Source organism: Bacillus sp. PPSBB_2 (genome assembly GCF_045291115.1).
Taxonomy (GTDB): Bacteria; Bacillota; Bacilli; order Bacillales; family Bacillaceae_G; genus Bacillus_A; species Bacillus_A cereus.
The window spans coordinates 2,136,248-2,156,172 of record NZ_CP147983.1 but is presented as its reverse complement, the minus strand read 5'-3'; the positions used below and the strand labels follow the sequence as shown (position 1 = coordinate 2,156,172).

Here is a 19,925-nt window from a genome sequence, read left to right as displayed (position 1 = left end):
TTCTTTTTTTGAATATATTTTGAGTAAAGGATGGTGGAATATAATGCAAAAATTGATGCTATACCTCTGCTTCACATTATTTATCGTCTTATTATTATTTGTAGGAGTAAAAATTCAATTTTATTTAGATACAGATGCACAAGTGAACTTTAACGTTTATCCAAGATTATTCTACTTTACACTCTTCCCTCTTATAGTTGGCATTTTATTACGATTCCTTCAATCTATTAATCGCGAAACGAGTAAACAAAACTGGAGCTTTCAACCGGATAAATTTATTGCTATTACAGTGCCTACACTATTCATTTCCTTTTCCCCAGCACTACTCTTTTCACCACTTGCCGAATACCTACCTTATTTAGTTAATATTATTCTAATAAATACAACTTTTGTTACGATTATTAGTTTAATAGCTGGTTATTCCCTTTTAGATTGTTTTATACAAAAGGATCATGCAACGATGAAAAAATATAATTGAATACTTTATTTTCTTTCAATAAAAAAAGCTCGAAGCTAAAGCTTTGAGCTTTTTACTTATCGCACCTTTTCATTTACATACTCCATAAACTGCTCTGCTTTAATAAATCTTTCTTTGTACGCCTCAGGTACTTCTTCTACTGTTATCCCTCCACTCGATTTCGTTTTTACTAACACAGTTTGATGTGACATTAATGCCTCCATATATTGTTCATACTCTTCAGGAGTTAGTACTTCTTTACTAGATTTATGGCCATTTAATTTATCAAAATACGGATGAAGCTCCATTACTACCTTTTTCAATTCCTCTTTTTTAGCTGGTGATAATTGATCATAATCTATATTACCGTTCGAATCTCCGTACGCAAGCTTTGCATTAGTTAATTTTTTCAGTTCTTTTGTAAACTCTTCATATTCCTTTGCACCCATTTCATCTTTCGCTTCTGATAATTTTGCATTAAAACGCATATACGTTTCTAATGTCATTGCTCCGGCATGTTTTTTTAAATTCTCAAAAGATCCATATATACCATCCGCCATAATAGATTGATACGCAAAACCTGTCGTCGGGATTAAAAGAGCTGCTGCAAGTACTCCTGCGATAAGGCGTTTCTTCCTCTTACTCTCGCCGTGCTTCATTTTTATTTGCACGATTACTTTTTCTTTTAAATCCGGCGGGGCAACAATACCCTTTGCTTCTTCTTGTATAGATTCCCTAACTCTACAATCTAAACTCATTTCACATTCCCTACCTCTCCTAAAAAAATTTCTTCTACTTGCTCTTTTTGACGTAGTTTCTTTAATGCCGCATGAATTCTAGATTTCACTGTACCGATTGGAATATGTAATATTTGTGCTACTTCTTCTTCTGAATAATCGTGTAAGTATCTTAAGATAATAACTTGTTTCAATTTATACGGTAATTTATGAATGAGTTCGATTAGTTTTTGGTTTGATATTTTACTTACAACATCGTTAGAAAAATCAATTTGCACTGGCTTTCTTTGCTCTTCTGCTTTTTTTATAATTCGTAGTCGCATCCACCTCTTTCTTCTATAAGAATGAATTTGTTTAATCGCAAGCCCAATTAGCCAAGGGCGAAATGGCTTCTCGCTATCATATTTACGAAGCGATTCATATAGCTGTATGTATACTTCTTGAACGACATCATCTACATCCGTTTTATCTTCAATTAAAAAATGTGCTGTTTTATATACTTCTTGAATCGTTACATCATACAATTCGCTATACGCTTCTTTATTGCCTGATAAAGTTAATTGAATTAAATGTGCGTAATCTATTTCATCCTTCATATTCCAGCCCTCCTTTGTCTTACACTATATATTGGCAGGTAATTCATATTTCGTTCGATTTTTCCGAAAAAGTTTTTTATATAAATTAATATAATGATCCACTGAGTTCATAAGCTTCACTTATAACCACACATAACTATTATATAATTTTCCAATTTCTGATAAAGATTTAAAATAATTTATATAGTCAAATTTAGGAGGACATATAATGAAAGCTATCGTTGTAACGTCGTTCGGTGGTCCTGAAGTGATGAAATATACAGATTTTGATATACCGGCTATTTCAGAAGATCAAGTTTTAATTCGCGTAGTTGCTACTAGTGTAAATTTCGCTGATATTAAATCACGTTATGGTAAAAAAGGAAATAAAGCACTACCTTTTATTCCAGGTATAGATGCCACTGGTATTGTAGAACGTGTCGGTTCTCATGTGAAAAATATTCACCCTGGACAACGTGTCATTGCTTTTCCTCAAAATGGATCTTACGCAGAATACGTTGTTGCAAATGAAAATCTTACTTTCGTATTACCCCATGAAGTTGACTTTCACACTGCAGCCGCTTGTCCGATCGTATCTTTTACAAGCTATAATTTACTCGCAAATGTTGCAAGGATTCAAAAAGGTGAATCTGTACTCATTCATGCAGCTGCTGGCGGGATTGGTACTACCGCAATTCAATTTGCAAAACTATTAGGGGCTAGAACAGTTATCGGTACTATCGGAAGTGAAACGAAAAGAAAAATCGCTTTAGATGCTGGAGCTGATTATGTTATTTGTCATCAAACTGAAGATTTTGTAGAGAAAGTCAATGAGCTGACAAACGGAGAAGGAGTGAATATTATTTTGGACTCTATTTCTGGAACTGTTTCTGAAAGAAGTTTAAACTGCCTTGCTTTTTACGGTCGCCTCGTTCATTTCGGTAATGCTAGCGGTGAAATTGGTAACTTTCAAACGAAAGATTTACATGCAAGTTGCCGCTCTATACTCGGTTTTAGCTTTGGAACCACACGAAAAAAGCGTCCTGAACTGCTCCAAGAAACTGCAAATGAAGTTTTCCGTTATTTGCGTGACGGACGTTTACAAATTAAGGCTACGAAATCTTTTCCACTTCAAGATGCAGGGAAAGCACATGAATGGGTCGAAAGTAGAAAAAGTACAGGGAAAGTAATACTAACTGTTCAGTCCTCTTCCTGAAATGAATACTGGAAACAGAGGTGGCATTCATGGGATCACGAATTATGCATGTTATTATCGCTAACGGTATTGCTGAGAAACTATCTATTCACGATAAGACTTCTTTCTTACTTGGAGCTGTAGCCCCTGATGCTGTTCATTCAAAAAAAGAAAAAGGAACCTCACATTTTTATGACGGTACAACGAACAACTATACGAGAAGAATAGATTATGATTCATTTTTTCATAAATATGAATCACATATAGATTCCCCGTTTATTTTAGGCTATTATACCCACCTCATTGCCGATGATAATTGGCTAAGTGGATTTTTTCTACCTTGGCTAAAAAATAGAATAGAGAATGACGAAACGATCGCACCCCTGTACTATAACGATTTTAAATTGTTAAATGCAAAGTTGCTTCATCATTACGATCAAGAACAACAGCTTTTCTCTCTTCTCAATCAAGAGGCTCACATTGTGGATATTGAAGAGGTTTCTAAAGAAAACGTTTTAGAATTTCGAAAGTATCTTTTTGAAGATATGTTATATCCAAAGCAACACTTGCATGAAGACTTACAAGTATTTACGTTTGACCAAATTGTTGGCTATATTGAGACAGCTATTGAAAAAGGAGTATTTTTTATTAAACAACTCTCTAATGAAAAATCCACTTCAAAAATTTAATCCCCTTCAAATATATTTGAGGGGGATTTTCACATAGCAATATTATTATTGGTTCTTCTCCATAACCGCAAAATAATTCCCTTCGCTATCAGCAAAGTTAAACACTTTACCAGAAGGCATAGTTACCATTTCTCCAACAGTAACATTTTTATTTGTTAAATCTGTATATAGTTGATCAAGATTTTCTGAGAAGAACATTAAAGACGGTGTATCAAGATTCAATTCTGGGCTCATTTTCGAAATAACTTCTTTATTATGTAATATAATGCTCGTTTCCGCACCGCTTTTCGGAGCGATTTCAATCCATCTCATTCCTTGCTTATTATCTTCCTCTGCAACTACATGAAACCCTACCTTTTCCGTCCAAAAATTTACTGCCTCATCTTGATTATTTACATATAACATAATTTGTCCGACCTTATGAATCATTTGTATTCCTCCTATTGTTTTTATATTCTATGTAACTTTCTATAGATGCTATCGTTATTCCTTTTGAGTTGGTATGTACTTCTTTGCAAAATTTATCGACTGACTCATCCCATCCAGTTCATCAAAATAATCATTTCTTTCAATCATGTTATATCCGTCGAATCCAATTTTATCTAATACTTTGAAGAATATATCGAAATCTACTTCACCATTCCCTGCTGCGACTTCTATATACTTAGTTGAACGATCACTTTTCACTTCTTTACAATCTTTAATATGAGTTTGTACTATATAATCTTTTAATAGTAATAAACCTTCTCCCGGATTTTCATTTACATCACTTATTAAATTTGCTGGGTCAAAGTTAACAGCTAGTCCTTTCGAGTTTGCAGTTTCTAAAAATCGTTTTAATACTATTGCTTTTTCAGATCCCGTTTCAATGGCGAAGAATCCTCCAAATTTGAACGCTAATTCCCCTATCTCATAACAAACACGTAGCATTTTATCATAGTAGGCACTTTTTTCATCATCTGGAACTTTCCCAATATGAGCTGTTACTATGTTAGCTCCTAACCTTAACCCTTTATCAGTAATATATTTAAAACTCTCTATTACACATTCAGCTTCAGTTCCTATTATTCCATTTTCTCCGAAGCTAATTGCTAATGATGGGACTTGAATCTCATTAAAAGATAAGTTTTCTTTTAATGTATTCCATTGTATCTTTGAGATGTTAGCTAAGTTGAAAGTCGGATTCATAGCATATAATTGAATATATTCTAAATCCCATTCCCTTGCTTTTTGTATTCCTTCGTTTACTTCAATATGTTTCGTATTTAAAAACATTCCTAATTTCCTATCCATATGTGTACCTTCTTTTTATTATTTCGTGTCAGTTTAATATTCGACTTTTTTTATATTATTTCCTCGTATAAACCAAATAAATAAACTACCCTTTTTTCGATACTCCCAGTAGAAGCATATATATGATAGGCACATTAAAAACACTAATACAATTCCCATTATCGCTTGTTTACAAACAAAAAAGACGTAACTACAAATAGTTACGCCTTCCCTATCATTTATCTAGGCTTTTTCTTCCCAGTAAATGCTGGTTTCTTTTTCTTTGGTGCTTTCGGTTTCGTTTCTACAAATGATCCCTTGAACATTTCTTGCTTCGTAAATACGATGCCTAGTTTTTTCGCAAATTGTAGTAATTTACGCTCTTCTTGTGGTGTTACAAGAGACACGACAGTTCCTTCTTTACCCATACGTCCAGTACGTCCTGAGCGGTGAATATATTGGTCTACTGTGTCTGGTAACTCTAAATGAATTACGTGTGTTAAATCGTCAATATCGATACCGCGTGCTGCAATATCAGTAGCAAGTAGAATTTCTAATTTCCCTCCGCGGAAAGCACGCATTGTCGCTTCACGCTCTTGTTTACTTGCTTCTGCATGAAGAGCTGCTGCTTTCATTTTACGGAATTTCAATTTCTCAGTAATTTCATCTAAACGGAATGGGTCGTTTAAGAACGCAACTGCTTTTACATCGCCCATATGCATAATTCTTCTTACGTAATCATTTTTTTCGCGTCGCTCACAAATGATATACGTATGCTCAACTAAGCTTTTTGATTCTGCACGTGTTACACGTACTAATTGTGGTTCCACTGCTAAATCACGTGCCGCATCTTCTGCCGCTTTTGTCATTGTCGCCGAGAAGAATACTAATTGACGATCGCGCATCGTTGATTTAATTACATCTTGCACTGCGCCCATCATTTTTTGCTTTACAATTTGATCAAACTCATCAAATACAATTGTTTTTACTTCATGCATTTTTAGCTTTTTCATACGAATTAATTCTAAAATACGGCCTGGTGAACCGACAATTACTCTTGGGTGTTTCTTTAATTTTTCAACTTGGCGCTTAATATCTGCACCACCAATTAAAGATGCACCTGAAATTTCAGTTCCTGCTGTAAACTTTTGAACCTCTTCATGAATTTGCATTACAAGTTCACGTGTTGGCGCTAAAACAACAACTTGTGGCTGTTTTACTTCAGGATTAATTTTATGTAAAAGGGGTAATAAGTACGCTAATGTTTTTCCTGTTCCAGTTGGAGATTCAGCTATAACGTCTTGTCCTTCTAAAATAGTTGGAATCGCTTGTTTTTGAATTTCAGTTAACTCTTTAAAACCAGCCTTCTCCCAAGCTTGTTGTAAAAATGGTTGCATATCTTTTATCATTTGTTTTTCTCCTTTATCTCTATTTTTGAAGAAAATGCTGTATTGTTCGCACCGTTTCTATCATGTGTGAAATAACAGCTATTAAATCATCAACATGGTCTTCTGTAATCGCTTTTTGAAATAGAACCTCTACCTTATTATGATATGAAATCGCTTGCTTATTATATTCGTATGAAACTTTCTGCATAATCATTCTTTCTTTTCCCCATATAGAACGCATTAATGTTTCAATTTCTTCGCATTTTACTTCTGGTTGTTCTAACGGGAATGAAAATGCTAGCTTCATTTCACAACCTGGTGTAAACTGAGGCACTTCTAGTATTTCACCAGACAAGTTCTTTGCATCCACAGATAATGAAAATGTTGCTTCTACTAATGGTTCAAACGGTTCTGTTAATTGAAATGAGATATGATATATACGACTTAATGAAGCAAGATCCATCATATCTTTTCGATCTGTTACAAGAATATCTCCATGTAGATCAAAATCATACACAGCACCTTCTACGATTACTTTTAAATTGTCAAAAGCAGTTGGATCAAACATAATTTCCTCCAAAAAACAGGCGCCTTTCGATGGAAAGGCGCCACTTGATGTATATATAGTTTACAGATAAACGAGATGAATTACAACCTTTTAGAATAAACCTACTGCTTTTCCATCTTCATTTACATCCATTTGAAGTGCTGCTGGCTGTTTTGGAAGACCTGGCATTGTTAACATTGTACCTGTTAACGCAACGATAAAGCCTGCACCGATAGATGGTTTTAACTCACGAATTGTAACGATAAAGTCAGATGGACGACCTAATTTTGTTGCATCGTCAGAAAGAGAGTATTGTGTTTTCGCCATACAAACTGGTAGATTACTCCAACCTTCTCCTTCATATTGAGCTAATTGCTTACGTGCTTTCGGAGCAAATTCAATATCTTTTGCGCCATATACTTTTTGAGCAATTGTACGAATTTTTTCTTCTAATGGTAATTCTAATTCATAAAGTGGTGCGTAGTTGTTTTCACCTTTTTCGATTTCTTTTAGTACTTTTTCAGCAAGGTCAACTCCGCCTTGGCCACCTTTCTCCCAAACTTCTGTTAAGGATACTGCATAGCCACGCTCATTACACCACTCTTGTAAGTATGTAACTTCTGCATCTGTATCTGTAATGAATTTATTAATTGCAATTACGAAAGGCACTCCAAAGCTTTGAATTGTTTCAACATGCTTCTGTAAGTTTTCCATACCTTTTGCTAATGCATCTACATTTTCTTCTTTTAATTGATCTTTTGCAACGCCGCCATGCATTTTAAGCGCACGAATCGTCGCAACAATAACAACTGCTTCTGGTTTAATGCCAGCTGCACGAGCTTTAATATCTAAAAACTTCTCAGCGCCTAAATCAGCACCGAATCCAGCCTCTGTAATAACATAATCACCTAATTTTGCTGCCATTGTTGTAGCGATAACACTGTTACAACCGTGAGCGATATTCGCAAATGGTCCGCCATGAATGATAGCTGGTGTATTTTCTAACGTTTGTACTAAGTTCGGCTTTAATGCGTCTTTTAATAATAGTGTTAACGCACCTTCTACACCTAAATCTTTAACCGTTACAGGTTGATTTGCAAAGTTATAAGCAACTACGATGCGAGATAGACGCGCTTTTAAGTCTTGAATATCTGTTGCAAGGCAGAACACGGCCATAATTTCAGATGCTACTGTAATGTCAAAACCGTCTTCACGTGGTACACCTTGTACAGGTCCACCAAGACCAATTACTACGTTACGAAGGGCACGATCATTTAAGTCAACACAGCGTTTCCAAACGATTTTACGCGTATCAATTCCAAGTGTGTTTCCTTGTTGGATATGATTATCAATAAACGCTGCTAATGCGTTATTGGCAGTTGTGATCGCATGGATATCTCCAGTAAAGTGAAGGTTAATGTCTTCCATTGGTACGACTTGTGAAAAACCGCCACCTGCTGCTCCGCCTTTTAATCCCATCGTTGGTCCAAGAGATGGTTCGCGAAGTGCAATTACTGTTTTCTTACCAATTTTGTTAAAAGCTTGACCTAAACCAACTGTTACTGTTGATTTACCTTCTCCAGCTGGAGTTGGGTTAATCGCTGTTACTAAAACAACTTTACCGTCTTCCTCATCTTGTAAGCGCTTAAAAATATCAAGAGATAACTTACCTTTATAATGTCCGTATGGCTCTAATTCATCTTCTAAAATATTTAAATCAGCTGCAATTTCTTGAATCTTCTTCATACTCGCTTCTTGTGCGATTTCAATATCGGATTTCACTGTTGTAGTAGTTGTCATATACCCTAGTCCCCCTTTAATTGGTTCTGATGATATTGTATCAGTTTTTTGTATTTTCTGCACTTATTTACCTCCTAAAAATTCTTTCATTTCTTTATACGTTTTTTAACATAAATACCCATAAGAATGTTAACGATTGTTGTAACTCTGTAGGTAGTTGACCTAACATCTTCTCATTTACTCCGCGCTTATATACGCCGATGCCATCTATAACTTTAAAACCTTGTTCTTTCGCTAACTGTTCAAATTCCCAAGGCATCATCGTATTACAAACAACGTCTTTTCCATACAAGCGAGGATAACTGTTCTCTCGTGGCTTTGCTGTCGGTCCTAAAATTGCAATACATGCATATCCATCTTTCTTTAACACACGCTTTATTTCATTTAACGCTCGTAATGGCTCTTCCGTCCATTCTAAAGAATTAATTGCCATAATTGATTCAAATTGCTCATTTTCAAATGGTAATGCAGAAAGATCGCCTTTTATAAAAGATAAATTCGGTCCTTCTCCGCGCTCCTTACCTTTTTGAATCATCACTTCCGATAAATCTACTCCCACTGCTTTATAGCCTGCGCTACTTAATTTATATGTACCGTACCCATCACCACAACCAACATCGAGCACTTGTGCTTCTTTCTTTACGTATTGTTCAAAAAACGGAATAATTGTACTTCTGCTACCACTGTCCCACATCTCTTGACTATTTTGATTCCAAAACTCTGCGCTACTATCCCATTTCTTTTCTGCTGATTCATGCCAATTAAATTTCGTCATGCATTCCCCTACCTTCACGCTTTATCACTCATTTCATTCTACATCATTTTCCAAAATTCCTGTTTTATCCCGCTTGCAGTAAGACACCTACCTCAAAATTCAATGGATGCGGACCAGTTAATGGGAGAGAACTGCTCATAAAAATCCAATTGTTGCTGGCTGATAATCAGTCGTGATGGAAAAAATCCCTCACTTTATCTTCAATAGGAGATGGATATGTTAACGATGGAATACGTATTCTCCATTTTTTGCTTTACTTGGGTTTAACTCATACTCATGTTCTTCTCTTTATGAAAGATACTATAGGTACACCCAATTGAAAGAGAGGGATGTACATGCGAAGAAAAAGAAATCATCATTTTAAAAGTGGTGAAAAAAACGAAGAGTATGCAGCTGAAATATCACCAGCTGGCATTCCAATTAGACATAAGCGTAAAGAAATTACAAATGAGATAGAAGGTACAAATACCGGTGCAATGGTAGGCTATGTCGCTTTATTTCTTTCGTTATTCTCCATTGCTTTTTATCCAGTTACGCTCGGCTCCCTAGCAATTTTAGTTGGCCTATTAGCTGTCAATTTCGGAGCAAGAACACTTGGATATACAGCAATTGGTTTTGGTAGTTTTTCTGTTTTATTCACTTTATTTTATCCGCTTGCTTTGTCAGCGTTTTAAAAAAACACACCAAGTTATGCTTGGTGTGTTCATTCATGATACAACATAATATGGCCGCATCCACAACAATGTTTCGCTGTAATTTCTTGAAACACTGGATAATTTTCTTCATCTCGATGCTCAATAAATACTTTTTCAAATCGATACATGTTTGGTGCATATGCCCAATCTTGTTTCGTACGTGCATATAACGTTGAGGAAAAAAACTCCTCACCGCCACAAACAATACATGTGTTCTTCATCAATACCCCTCCTATGCTTGTCTTACTTCATCTATATGAACATAAGCATAAAAAAAAGACCTTCTATTACTAGAAAGTCTTCTCTGAAACAAAAAGAAATGTACCAAACATTCCTACTCCGCTATATTCTTTTGAAACACCAGCTTCTGTTTTAAATGTTTGCTTTACAGTCATAAAGAATACACCATTTCGTGCATCTGTACTTTCAAATTGTAGTTTTTCTTTTTTACCATCTACATTTTGCGTGCATTCAAAACTACTCTCATTACAATTCAACGCATACTTATCCTGTACATACACTTTAAAATCTGATTCTTTCGGACAAGTTATAAGTAATATTGCCACGAGAATAATACTTATAATACCCACAATTGTATAATATTTCTTCATTTGTACTCCTTTCAAATGACAAGAAAACTTGACTTCATACGCCAAGTTTTCTTAGTCAACAACCCATTGCCACTCTTGTTCTTTCTTATCAAAAATGAGCCAACCTGTTTCTGTTGCTTCCTCTTTCAATTCATCGATATTATCTAACACCTCATCCGTACTTTCATACGAACCAACTACATATACCGGAATTTCAAGACCTCTTCTTGACTCAATCTTCCCTGCTAAATCTATGTAAAGACCATCTTCCATTAGTGGAATAAGTCCCATAATCAATTCTTTTGAAATCGCTGGGAAAATTTTTGATTTTTGGAAGAAAGAAAAACGTTTCTTACCGAAAGCACCGAGTTTATACGGAATGACTTTACTTAACATTCCTACAAAATCAGCAATTCTACGATAATACACTTTGTTGTACCATCCGTCATCATGTGAAAAATAAACAAATCTATTTTTCAACAGCGGAAAGAATGTTCTTGCAAGTGGTTCTTTTTTGTGAGCCAAATATAATAATTCTGCAATTTCTTTCGGCTCTAATTCATCTAAATCGCTTGCATCATCAAAATCTACCCAACAAAATTCATCAAATTCATCAATCTCTGCTTGAATTAACTTATGTATATTTTCTTCCTCAACATATTCAAATAAAGTATGATAATGAAAATCCGTCCATTCAAAGTTGTGCTTCAAAAGCAACACTTGATGAAGCGGTGAAGGGATGTTACTCGCAAACTCTTTAAACGTAATTCCTGATGTAATAAAACAATGACCTCGACGATTACCATTAATATATATCATATTCTTTACTTGGTCAGATCCTCCAGACAAAGCACCTAGCCACCTTCGTTTTATATGTTTCAATTCTATAGCATATTTTAACATGAAAAATTTTAGAAACATAGAAAAAACTTCAAAAACTATTTACAATTTCATGTGTTTTATTACATAGTGATTACAAGAAAAAACGCCTGCTCATAAGCAGGCGTTTTTAAAGGATTTCATCAGGGTTTTGAGGATGATGATTTCCCTCTTTCTTTTCTTCTTTTTGGAACATCGATTGAATTTTATCAATTGTTTGTGGAGCTAATTCAATCATTTTTTCTGCTAAATGTGTCGCATTTTGTAGATGTAGAATATTTACTCCATCTTTATTCACCACAAGAAATGCTACTGGTGTAATCGAAACACCACCCGCGCTACCGCCACCAAATGCAGGGTTACCGTTCGCTCTTTGTCCATCATTCGTTTGGAAATCAGAACCTCCTGCTCCAAAACCGAACGCTACTTTAGAAACCGTTAACACTACACCACCGTCAGCCGTTTGAACAGGCTCTCCAACAATCGTATTTACATCGACCATTTCTTTTAAATTTTCCATTGCTGCTTTCATTAACCCTTGAATTGGATGATCCACCGTTCATAACCTCCTTTGTCATATCTTTCCTAGTTTTTCCGAAAGTTTGTGAACTAAACATAAAATTTTATATTGATTTCAAAAAACTTAAGTTGTAATATTTAGAAAAATAAAAAAAGAGGTCGATTCGTTATGATGCGAAAATTAACAAAGAAAGATCATGAACAAGTATTCGCTTATCTAAAAGAAGAAGCAGCCCTTAGGCTGGAATTCAGCTGCTCCTATGGCCACTGCATACATTAAAATTGTCCCTACAACATATAAAATTAATGTATTAAAGTTATAATCATTATGAAAATAAATGATTATAAGAAGAACTGATATATATATCATGCTACCTTTTATCATTCTTCCTTTTGTTTCACTAAAAAATGAACGAGACCTCTCATCCATGCTAAACGCACCTTCACTTGCTTGCTTAAACGTATCAATTGTTGTCACAATATGAAATATCACTGCTCCTATAAATAATAACCCTACACAAATTAAAGTCATTCGATCAATTGAATAGTCAGTCATTCCAGGAAGAACTAACATTGTAAATGTAATTGTTCCTAATTGAAATGCATATAATAATACAACGAGCGTTTGTAACTTTTGAAATTTATAACGTGCTTTTGGAAAGGAATATAGTATTAGAAAAATTATCTGCAAGCCATACAACACAATTTCAATACTAACCAGTGTTTTTTCAAACATAGTAATATAAAAACCCCAACCAAACTTCACTAATGCTCCTATAATAAATAGCATCATTAATGAATCGATAATTATTGTTCCTATCATAAATCCCGTCGCACCTTCAGGACTTAAACGCCTTCTGCATGTCATCCGAAATGCTTCTAAATCTTCCTCTTTTATATTCCACATCCTGACTTTTCACCTTCTATACAGTTTAAATAATTTTCATTCACTTCAATTCTATTTCACTCTTATTTATTTTTCGTTTTGAATTTCTTATTTCGCTTTCGAATTCTCCCACGCATTCTCTCATTCTCTTCCCATGACATATGAAATGACTTGAATTTAAATCTACAATACATTAATAGCTGAAATTCAGTTGCACCAATGGCTACTGTATATAGTAAAACAATACCTACCGCATAAAGAACTAAAACATCAATTCCATAACCATTATGAATATATATCAAAATAAGCAGGATTAGCGCATATATTGTAGCCCACTTCATCACATTGCCTTTTGTTTTACTGAAAAATGAGAACGTGCTTTTGGAAATGAATATAGAATTAAAAAGATGAATTGTAAGCTATATAAAACAATTTCAATTTTAACAATTGTTTTGTCAAAGAAAGCATTATAATACTCCAAGCCCCCCATAAAAATAAAAAACATAAATACTGAAGTATAAACTATCCCTCCAATAAAGAAAACCATAGCACCCTCAGGACTTAAACGATTATTACATGTCATCCTAAATTCATCTAAATCTTCTTCTTTTATTTTCCACATATAATTACACCATCTTTTCTAAAATCATGTAATAACTCTATATTTGTAAACAAACTAGGAGTGAATAAATTTTTTGGCATTTCATATTAAACTAGCCTTTTTTACTTTTTCTAATAAACATAAAATATAACAATAACATCGATATTAACCCTGTCCCACCGCCCAACACCCCTCCATATTCTTCTAGATATATGCAAGAAATATACTACCAATAAAAAATATTATTCAGAAGATAACAATCCACTTCCCCAGAAACTCTACTACTTTATATAGAATTAAAAAGATAAATATAATCCCAACAATAATAGGTGCTATTACACTTTCAAATAAACCTTTTTCTTTTTTTACAGCTTTAGAATCTTTATTCAAGATATTACATTCCTCCCTTTACTAGTTAATTTATGAATAATGTATTCATTCTATCTTCAATATAAGTTTACGAGTATCATTTATAACTTTCTTTTCAGTTTTTGTTTCGCTTTTGTTCTTTCTCTCTTATTCTTTTTCTATTTGCTATAAATTCTTGGCGTTCCTTTTCATGTTGTTCCCACGTAATATTAAATGATGGAAATTTAAAGCGACAATACACCAATAGGACGAATTCTGCTGATACTACAGCGAATATATATAATATTATTGTTTGTGTCACATAAATTGCCATTTCATCAAATGTATAATTAAGGTTTAAAAAAATTAATACAAGTAGAACTATTACACCGATCGTTATTCCGATCAATAAATATAATTTCGTGTTAGTAAAAAATGAGACAGCCGGTCCTTCTAATTTATATCCTCCATGCTTTGCTTTTCTAAAAACATCGATCGTTGCTACAATGTGGGTACAGATTGCTCCTAATAGTATTAAACCGATATAAACCAATGTTTTATTGTCACATGGAAAATCATATATTCCTTCAACAACCATAACTATGAAAGGTAATGTCGCTAACTGAAAAGCATAAAATACAGTTACGATTGTTTGTAGTTTCTGTAATTTAAAAGCAATCTTTTTAGACATGAATAATATTAAAAAAATGAACTCCAAAACATACAACTTAACCTCAGTTTGTACAACTATCTTTTCAAAAGGATTTAGAGAAATCTTGTCACCGTTCAACAAAAAAGCTAAAAACATAATAAGCATGGGTATAGAAGTATATGCAAAAACTCCCCCACAAAAGATTCTTATATAATCCGGACTTAATCGATTTTTATTTTCAATTTTGAAAAAACCTAAATCTTCTTCCTTTATTTTAAGCATTCATCTTTCCTCATTTCGACACAAAACTTATTTTATTTCTTTAGTTTTCTTTTTTCCTTCTCTTCATAAAGCTTTAGTCTTTTCTGACGTTCCCTTTCATGTTCCTCCCACGAAATATAAAATGATGGAAATTTAAATCTACAATAGGCTAATAATTGGAATTCAGCTGCGCCTATGGCTACCGAATATAGTATAAGGGTCAATATGGCATACCAACCTATTTGCCCCATCGTATAATCATTATTAATATAAATTAAGATTAAGAGAGTTAATACATATAGTATAGAGGCAATCATTAATAAATCTTTTGTCTTACTAAAAAATGAAACTGAATTTTCCCACTTACTAAATGCGCCTTCGCTAGCTTGCTTAAAGGTATTAATTGTTGTAAAAATATGAATAATAAAGGCTCCTAACAATAATAAGGCTCCATAAGTCAATGTAACACGATCATTTGAATAACCGAAAATACTCGAAACAACTACTGTTACAAATCCTATAGTCGCAAGTTGAAGTGCATATAGCAATATAACTATAGCTTGTAACTTTTGCAATTTAAAACGAGTTTTGGGAAATAAATATACAATAAGAAAAATGATTTGTATGCTATACAAACATAACTCTATTTTAATAATTGCTTCATCTAGTAAACTAGGATATACGGACCAACCAAATTTCACCAAACCATAAATTACACCTAACATTATTAATGAGGTGTATATGATTGAACCTAACATAAAACCTACAGCAGCCTCAGGACTTAAACGATTTCTACATGTAATTTTAAATTCATCTAAATCTTCTTCTTTTATATCCCACATCCAAGTTTCCCACCTTTAACTACCTTTACTTAAATCATGTAGATTTAAAATAAAAACCTTCTCATTTACATGAAAAGAGAAGGTTCTATTGGCACCATATAGCTTTATACTATTCAAAACTATCTCTTTTGAGATGCTTCATTTATAACAGATAAAAAATTTTTCAAAAATGAAATCAAGTTACTGCTCCTATTATATTACTGCGCTTCATCTTCTGGAGCTAAAACGTTCATATGATATTCTTCTAGCTTAGCAACTAATGTTTCTCTGTCTATTTCTAATAAGTTCATATGAATATTAAACGGTACAAATCCAGTACGCTTATTAATTCGATACATCCGTTGCGCTTTCGTTGGTAAAGAAGCTATATATTGCTCTTCAACATCATCCTCTATCAAAACTCCTAAGAACGACTGCCTGCGAATTTTATAGGGTAAAATACTATTTACATCTTTTAAAGCGATTTTCACAGGATATTTAGCATCATTAATAACCGTAATATACTCTGATTCTAAAATGGCTACTGGTGTTCTATTCATAATCTTCTTAAATATTTTCCACAAAGCAACTAACATGATTAATGCACCGATCCCAACTATAGCCCCCCTTACATAGTAAGCTTCCTCAGACGAGAAAGTGAATATAACAAAAATAAGCAACAAAACTTCAATTACAACGAATAAAAAAAACCTTCTGATTAATTTAACTTTCGATTCATAAATATAATATTTTTCCATATGATTCTCCTATTAATTTCGGTATTATAAATCTATTTTGATTTGTGCCTCTACATCACAACACGTTCTTGATTTATCCTATCATCATGTAACTCCTACTTAATCTCCCGACATGTTTAAACTATCGCTCTTTCTGCCCATGCTATTTCTAAGATAAAAAATGAAGGAACGGGCTAAGATCAGATACGTATAGCTGGACAGTAGGGTGTATGACATACTTTAAATAATGATTAAAAGCCAAACCGATATACAGACAAAAGAAGATAATCAACCACAAATAATAGGTGATTATCTGTCTTTTAATAGACTTTTTTTATTTTCACTTCGTTCATGTAATAATTATATTTTTGTAGATAAATTTAACGCCACACAAAAAGCTTTTTTAGTTTGCAACATAGAATTAACCCTTTTTACTTTTTCTAACAAACACAAAATACATCGATAGCATTATTATTAAGCCTATCCCACCAACCAATACACCTCCATATTCTTTCTGATATAAAAAAATAAACATAGTAACAATAAAGCTCGGTATTGACAAGATAATGAGCCATTTCCCCAGAAACTCTGCTACTTTATATAAAATTAAAAAAATAAACATAATCCCGACAATAATAGGTGCTATTACACTTTCAAATAAACCTTTTTCTGTTTTTGCAGTTTTAGGATCTTTATCCAAGGCGTTACATTCCTCTCTCTACTATTTAACTTATAAATAATGTTTTCATTCCATTTTCAAAATTCCCTTTTGATAATTGAGATAAAGTAAATGTACTATTATCGTCTAGTTGTGATAAATCAAATATAGTACTATCTTCTAAATGAGATAATATCCATTGTGTATGTGCTGTTTCAATAATAAAGAAACCTTTATCTGAAATAACCTCACCTTTGTCTTGTGTATCAAGTCGCATAACACTGTATATACTTTTTGTTGTTTTTATATCATTTAGGAAAACTTCTGCATGTGAAGGTTTTACACCGTTCTCAATTAAAATATTTTTCCCCTCTTCAATAGACAAAGTAATAAGATTACCAATTTCTTGTACTACATGATTTGGTAAAGTTTCTTCTAAATCAATATTTATATTTTGTTTTTCAATCTCAATTTGCAATAGATTTTTTGCTTCTGCATACAATTCATAATCTGATAAATTTTTAATTGTATGTACAATTCCATTCGTACTTTGATATGAAATATTAAAGTCACCTTGATTATAAATATTACCAGTGATTGTTATATCATTTTGAAAATCAATTTTTTGCAATAAAATAGAAATAGATGGACGATTAAAAATATTAAATAATATTTCTACATCAGGCTTTGGGAATACTTCTTGTTTTTGTTCATCAAATGTTAGTAAATTCCTTGCTAATAAGGAATGTGCTGCTGTTAAAAAGATCTTTTCTGTTTCCGTTTCTTTAAGCTCATCATAAACTATTTGTAATAGTGATTTGGCAAAGGGTTGATTATCTTTATAATTTAATAGGAATGCTAATTCTTCTAAAGAAAACGTATATTTTTTTTCCATAACTGTTAAAAAGTCTAGTTAAAAGACTTTTATTCCCCTCTTTTCTTTAATAAGTTTATTCAAACCATTTTTTTATAGATTTTGTAAAATTCGATGCATATTCTTTCATTTTTTTTCGTGGTGCAATATATTCAAATGCTTTACTAAACACTGTACTTCCTACAGTAGCTCCAATTATTCCACCTGCAATAGCTCCAACAGCAGTACCGATACCAGGGCAAATTAGTGTACCTAATGCACCTCCCGCTTCTACACCACCTACACCTCCAGCCCACGAAAAGTAAGTATTACCTGCAACTTTTGCTACAGAATAAGTGACGTCGGTTGCCTGCTCAACCCCGGTTTTGTCTGATTTAAGAGCTGTATGAAGTTCACCTACTTCAAATGCAGAGTTTATTAATACCGCCGGTATACCAAAAGGTTTCAAATTTTTTATTATATGTTTTGGAACATTAATTGCTTTAATACTGTTCTCAGGTAATGAGTGATTTAAATTCCCTACTTTTGCAGCTACTTTCTCAATTGTGGAAAATTCTTGTGCAACTTTCCCCATAGTTGTAACTGCCTTCCCGACTAATGGAATTTCCTTTAGCCCTTTCCCAAAAAGACTCTTAGAACTTGCTACAGAGAACGCTGAATTTACCCCTTTAAGCCATTTACTCCATGTATTCGCGATTTTTCCATTCGCTAAGAAACCTTTTTGAATATCAATAAGATCAGTACGTTTAGGTTTAGCATTTTGAACAAAATTTAATGCTCCTAATACGAATCCCATTTTTCCAGTTATAACTGTTCCTTTCGTTGCAAGCATTAAAAGAATATCTCCAATGCTCAATCCATCTCCTGAATTTCCATTACTCCCCCCCGTAGTGCTATTATTTATGGTTCCGTACCACTTGCTAGACATAATTTTTTCTATTGAACTACTAGAAAAATCTCCACTATTAGTTCGAGGGTGTTGCAAAACTAAAATAAATATGCAATGTTATGAATCAGAAAAACTAGCTGAACATGCAATAGATAGCGATTTTGACCATACCAACGTGGCTGTTCCAGCCCTTTATCTTTGAGATGACTAAACTGTTGTTCAATTTTTCCACGCTCTTTCATCAACTGTTTGCCAAAGGTAGTTTGTAGAAAATGAGACACTACACGACGATGTGTACTTTTGATTGGTCCGCTATTACGCGGGTTAATTGGATTGATCGCAAAGATATCACATGCTCCGGCAATTTCATGAATGTGCTGACTATCATAAGCGGCATCTGCAACGGAAAATAACACATTTTGGTTTTGTATATCCCGAAGCAATGCAGGAGCTATTTTACTATCATGTACATTTGCGGTTGTAAATGCATACGACAATATAACACCTTCTGGTGTAGAACAGACATGAGTTTTATATCCCTTATACCAACCATAGCGAGTAGATTTTCCCCATTTCGCTTGAGAATCATATAAACTACTCCGTAAGGCTGTACTATCAATTAAAACGCACGGAATTAACCCTAAATTCTTTTCTTGAAGAATTTGTTTATGAAGCAACGGAATTTCTTCGTTGCGAAACCAAGTGCCTACACGTGAAAAAGTAGATATATGAGGAACAAGCGAAAGGCCACAAGATACACGAAATGAAGGATATTGATGTAAAAAACGAGTTAACTTACGTAATGAATTGATCTGGAATACCGTTTTTATAAAAAAACATTTGAGTAAAGCTTTTCTACAGATGGGTGGGCGGCCTGTCATAGGCGGAACGCCTCCAATGGTTAAACTGTCTACGTAGGCAAATAAAATTTGTAAAATGGATTGATTTTGATCAAAATTGGTTATCATACTAGTAAATCCGTCCTTTCTGGAGATAGTTTTAGGATACTATCATTCTTCCAGGAAAACGGGTTTCTTTATGCATTCATTTTTGGATATTTATGAGTTTTGCAACACCCTC

23 protein-coding genes and 4 pseudogenes are annotated in these 19,925 nt (G+C 33.6%); 5 read left to right on the top strand and 22 right to left on the bottom strand.

The window, feature by feature from the left end; all coding sequences use genetic code 11:
- Nucleotides 1-43 precede the first annotated feature (43 nt).
- Complete coding sequence (locus V6946_RS10870) at nucleotides 44-478, top strand: hypothetical protein (protein WP_001170913.1); 435 nt, start codon at nucleotides 44-46, stop codon at nucleotides 476-478.
- A gap of 56 nt (nucleotides 479-534) precedes the next feature.
- Here V6946_RS10870 and V6946_RS10865 read toward each other — a convergent pair whose 3' ends face one another.
- Both V6946_RS10865 and V6946_RS10860 read right to left on the bottom strand, forming a co-directional pair.
- The gene (locus V6946_RS10865; RefSeq protein WP_006922473.1) at nucleotides 535-1,215 is read right to left on the bottom strand and encodes a DUF3600 domain-containing protein; all 681 of its coding nucleotides are present in this window, start codon (nucleotides 1,213-1,215) and stop codon (nucleotides 535-537) included.
- The gene (locus V6946_RS10860) at nucleotides 1,212-1,790 is read right to left on the bottom strand and encodes a sigma-70 family RNA polymerase sigma factor (protein WP_366982039.1); all 579 of its coding nucleotides are present in this window, start codon (nucleotides 1,788-1,790) and stop codon (nucleotides 1,212-1,214) included. The genes V6946_RS10865 and V6946_RS10860 overlap by 4 nt, the downstream gene beginning before the upstream one ends.
- Before the next feature lie 208 nt (nucleotides 1,791-1,998).
- Here V6946_RS10860 and V6946_RS10855 point away from each other — a divergent pair, with 208 nt between their 5' ends.
- Both V6946_RS10855 and V6946_RS10850 read left to right on the top strand, forming a co-directional pair.
- On the top strand, nucleotides 1,999-2,985 hold the full coding sequence (locus tag V6946_RS10855) for a quinone oxidoreductase (protein WP_000644623.1): 987 nt from the start codon (nucleotides 1,999-2,001) through the stop codon (nucleotides 2,983-2,985).
- A 29-nt stretch (nucleotides 2,986-3,014) separates the two neighbouring features.
- Nucleotides 3,015-3,653 (top strand): zinc dependent phospholipase C family protein, encoded by a 639-nt coding sequence (locus V6946_RS10850; RefSeq protein ID WP_006922477.1) that lies wholly within the window; start codon nucleotides 3,015-3,017, stop codon nucleotides 3,651-3,653.
- Between the two features lie 45 nt (nucleotides 3,654-3,698).
- Here the strand turns inward: V6946_RS10850 and V6946_RS10845 are convergent, their stop codons facing one another.
- The 6 genes from V6946_RS10845 to V6946_RS10820 all read right to left on the bottom strand — a co-directional run bounded on the left by V6946_RS10845 (nucleotide 3,699) and on the right by V6946_RS10820 (nucleotide 9,435).
- The gene (locus tag V6946_RS10845) at nucleotides 3,699-4,082 is read right to left on the bottom strand and encodes a VOC family protein (protein ID WP_000581462.1); all 384 of its coding nucleotides are present in this window, start codon (nucleotides 4,080-4,082) and stop codon (nucleotides 3,699-3,701) included.
- 54 nt (nucleotides 4,083-4,136) lie between these two features.
- The gene (locus tag V6946_RS10840) at nucleotides 4,137-4,946 is read right to left on the bottom strand and encodes a sugar phosphate isomerase/epimerase (RefSeq protein WP_006923862.1); all 810 of its coding nucleotides are present in this window, start codon (nucleotides 4,944-4,946) and stop codon (nucleotides 4,137-4,139) included.
- Between the two features lie 218 nt (nucleotides 4,947-5,164).
- Nucleotides 5,165-6,334, bottom strand: a complete 1,170-nt coding sequence (locus V6946_RS10835; protein ID WP_000588613.1) for a DEAD/DEAH box helicase — start codon at nucleotides 6,332-6,334, stop codon at nucleotides 5,165-5,167.
- A 19-nt stretch (nucleotides 6,335-6,353) separates the two neighbouring features.
- Entirely contained in the window at nucleotides 6,354-6,881 is a 528-nt protein-coding gene (locus V6946_RS10830; RefSeq protein ID WP_000460219.1) for a hypothetical protein, read from the bottom strand.
- 90 nt (nucleotides 6,882-6,971) lie between these two features.
- Nucleotides 6,972-8,660, bottom strand: a complete 1,689-nt coding sequence (locus V6946_RS10825) for a formate--tetrahydrofolate ligase (protein ID WP_013141915.1) — start codon at nucleotides 8,658-8,660, stop codon at nucleotides 6,972-6,974.
- A 94-nt stretch (nucleotides 8,661-8,754) separates the two neighbouring features.
- Nucleotides 8,755-9,435, bottom strand: a complete 681-nt coding sequence (locus V6946_RS10820) for a class I SAM-dependent methyltransferase (protein WP_000160049.1) — start codon at nucleotides 9,433-9,435, stop codon at nucleotides 8,755-8,757.
- 335 nt (nucleotides 9,436-9,770) lie between these two features.
- Between V6946_RS10820 and V6946_RS10815 the strand changes: the two genes are divergently transcribed.
- Complete coding sequence (locus V6946_RS10815; RefSeq protein ID WP_366982042.1) at nucleotides 9,771-10,109, top strand: permease; 339 nt, start codon at nucleotides 9,771-9,773, stop codon at nucleotides 10,107-10,109.
- Nucleotides 10,110-10,138: 29 nt separating this feature from the next.
- On the opposite strand, the gene V6946_RS10810 is transcribed toward V6946_RS10815, so the two are convergent.
- From V6946_RS10810 to ytfJ, 4 genes are all read right to left on the bottom strand, one after another.
- A complete protein-coding gene (locus V6946_RS10810; RefSeq protein WP_000798747.1) occupies nucleotides 10,139-10,351 on the bottom strand; it encodes a hypothetical protein in 213 nt (70 codons plus the stop codon).
- 69 nt (nucleotides 10,352-10,420) lie between these two features.
- A complete protein-coding gene (locus V6946_RS10805) occupies nucleotides 10,421-10,741 on the bottom strand; it encodes a hypothetical protein (protein ID WP_000761174.1) in 321 nt (106 codons plus the stop codon).
- A gap of 51 nt (nucleotides 10,742-10,792) precedes the next feature.
- Nucleotides 10,793-11,569 (bottom strand): oxalate:formate antiporter, encoded by a 777-nt coding sequence (locus tag V6946_RS10800; RefSeq protein WP_000014087.1) that lies wholly within the window; start codon nucleotides 11,567-11,569, stop codon nucleotides 10,793-10,795.
- Between the two features lie 160 nt (nucleotides 11,570-11,729).
- Nucleotides 11,730-12,155 (bottom strand): GerW family sporulation protein, encoded by a 426-nt coding sequence (gene ytfJ, locus V6946_RS10795; protein WP_000349991.1) that lies wholly within the window; start codon nucleotides 12,153-12,155, stop codon nucleotides 11,730-11,732.
- 132 nt (nucleotides 12,156-12,287) lie between these two features.
- On the opposite strand from ytfJ, the pseudogene V6946_RS10790 reads away from it, so the two are divergent.
- Nucleotides 12,288-12,362: pseudogene (locus tag V6946_RS10790) on the top strand (GCN5 family acetyltransferase); the annotation flags it as partial.
- Here V6946_RS10790 and V6946_RS10785 read toward each other — a convergent pair.
- From V6946_RS10785 to V6946_RS10740, 10 genes and pseudogenes are all read right to left on the bottom strand, one after another.
- A pseudogene (locus V6946_RS10785) lies at nucleotides 12,360-13,025 on the bottom strand (hypothetical protein); the annotation flags it as partial. The pseudogenes V6946_RS10790 and V6946_RS10785 sit on opposite strands and share 3 nt — an antisense overlap.
- Before the next feature lie 62 nt (nucleotides 13,026-13,087).
- Nucleotides 13,088-13,626 (bottom strand): annotated as a pseudogene (locus tag V6946_RS10780) (hypothetical protein).
- 91 nt (nucleotides 13,627-13,717) lie between these two features.
- A pseudogene (locus V6946_RS10775) lies at nucleotides 13,718-13,995 on the bottom strand (hypothetical protein).
- A gap of 94 nt (nucleotides 13,996-14,089) precedes the next feature.
- Nucleotides 14,090-14,887: a hypothetical protein gene (locus V6946_RS10770; protein WP_006923828.1), complete on the bottom strand. Its 798-nt coding sequence runs from the start codon at nucleotides 14,885-14,887 to the stop codon at nucleotides 14,090-14,092.
- 32 nt (nucleotides 14,888-14,919) lie between these two features.
- Nucleotides 14,920-15,708 carry a hypothetical protein gene (locus tag V6946_RS10765; RefSeq protein WP_006923827.1) on the bottom strand — a complete coding sequence of 263 codons (789 nt, stop codon included), beginning with the start codon at nucleotides 15,706-15,708 and terminating at the stop codon, nucleotides 14,920-14,922.
- Nucleotides 15,709-15,905: 197 nt separating this feature from the next.
- Nucleotides 15,906-16,445 (bottom strand): STM3941 family protein, encoded by a 540-nt coding sequence (locus V6946_RS10760; protein WP_003193390.1) that lies wholly within the window; start codon nucleotides 16,443-16,445, stop codon nucleotides 15,906-15,908.
- A 400-nt stretch (nucleotides 16,446-16,845) separates the two neighbouring features.
- The gene (locus V6946_RS10755) at nucleotides 16,846-17,124 is read right to left on the bottom strand and encodes a hypothetical protein (RefSeq protein ID WP_003193391.1); all 279 of its coding nucleotides are present in this window, start codon (nucleotides 17,122-17,124) and stop codon (nucleotides 16,846-16,848) included.
- Nucleotides 17,125-17,149: 25 nt separating this feature from the next.
- Entirely contained in the window at nucleotides 17,150-17,977 is an 828-nt protein-coding gene (locus V6946_RS10750; protein ID WP_003193393.1) for a hypothetical protein, read from the bottom strand.
- A gap of 55 nt (nucleotides 17,978-18,032) precedes the next feature.
- On the bottom strand, nucleotides 18,033-18,812 hold the full coding sequence (locus V6946_RS10745; protein WP_241745537.1) for a hypothetical protein: 780 nt from the start codon (nucleotides 18,810-18,812) through the stop codon (nucleotides 18,033-18,035).
- Nucleotides 18,813-18,943: 131 nt separating this feature from the next.
- Nucleotides 18,944-19,813: an ISNCY family transposase gene (locus tag V6946_RS10740; protein WP_023520903.1), complete on the bottom strand. Its 870-nt coding sequence runs from the start codon at nucleotides 19,811-19,813 to the stop codon at nucleotides 18,944-18,946.
- Nucleotides 19,814-19,925 lie beyond the last annotated feature (112 nt).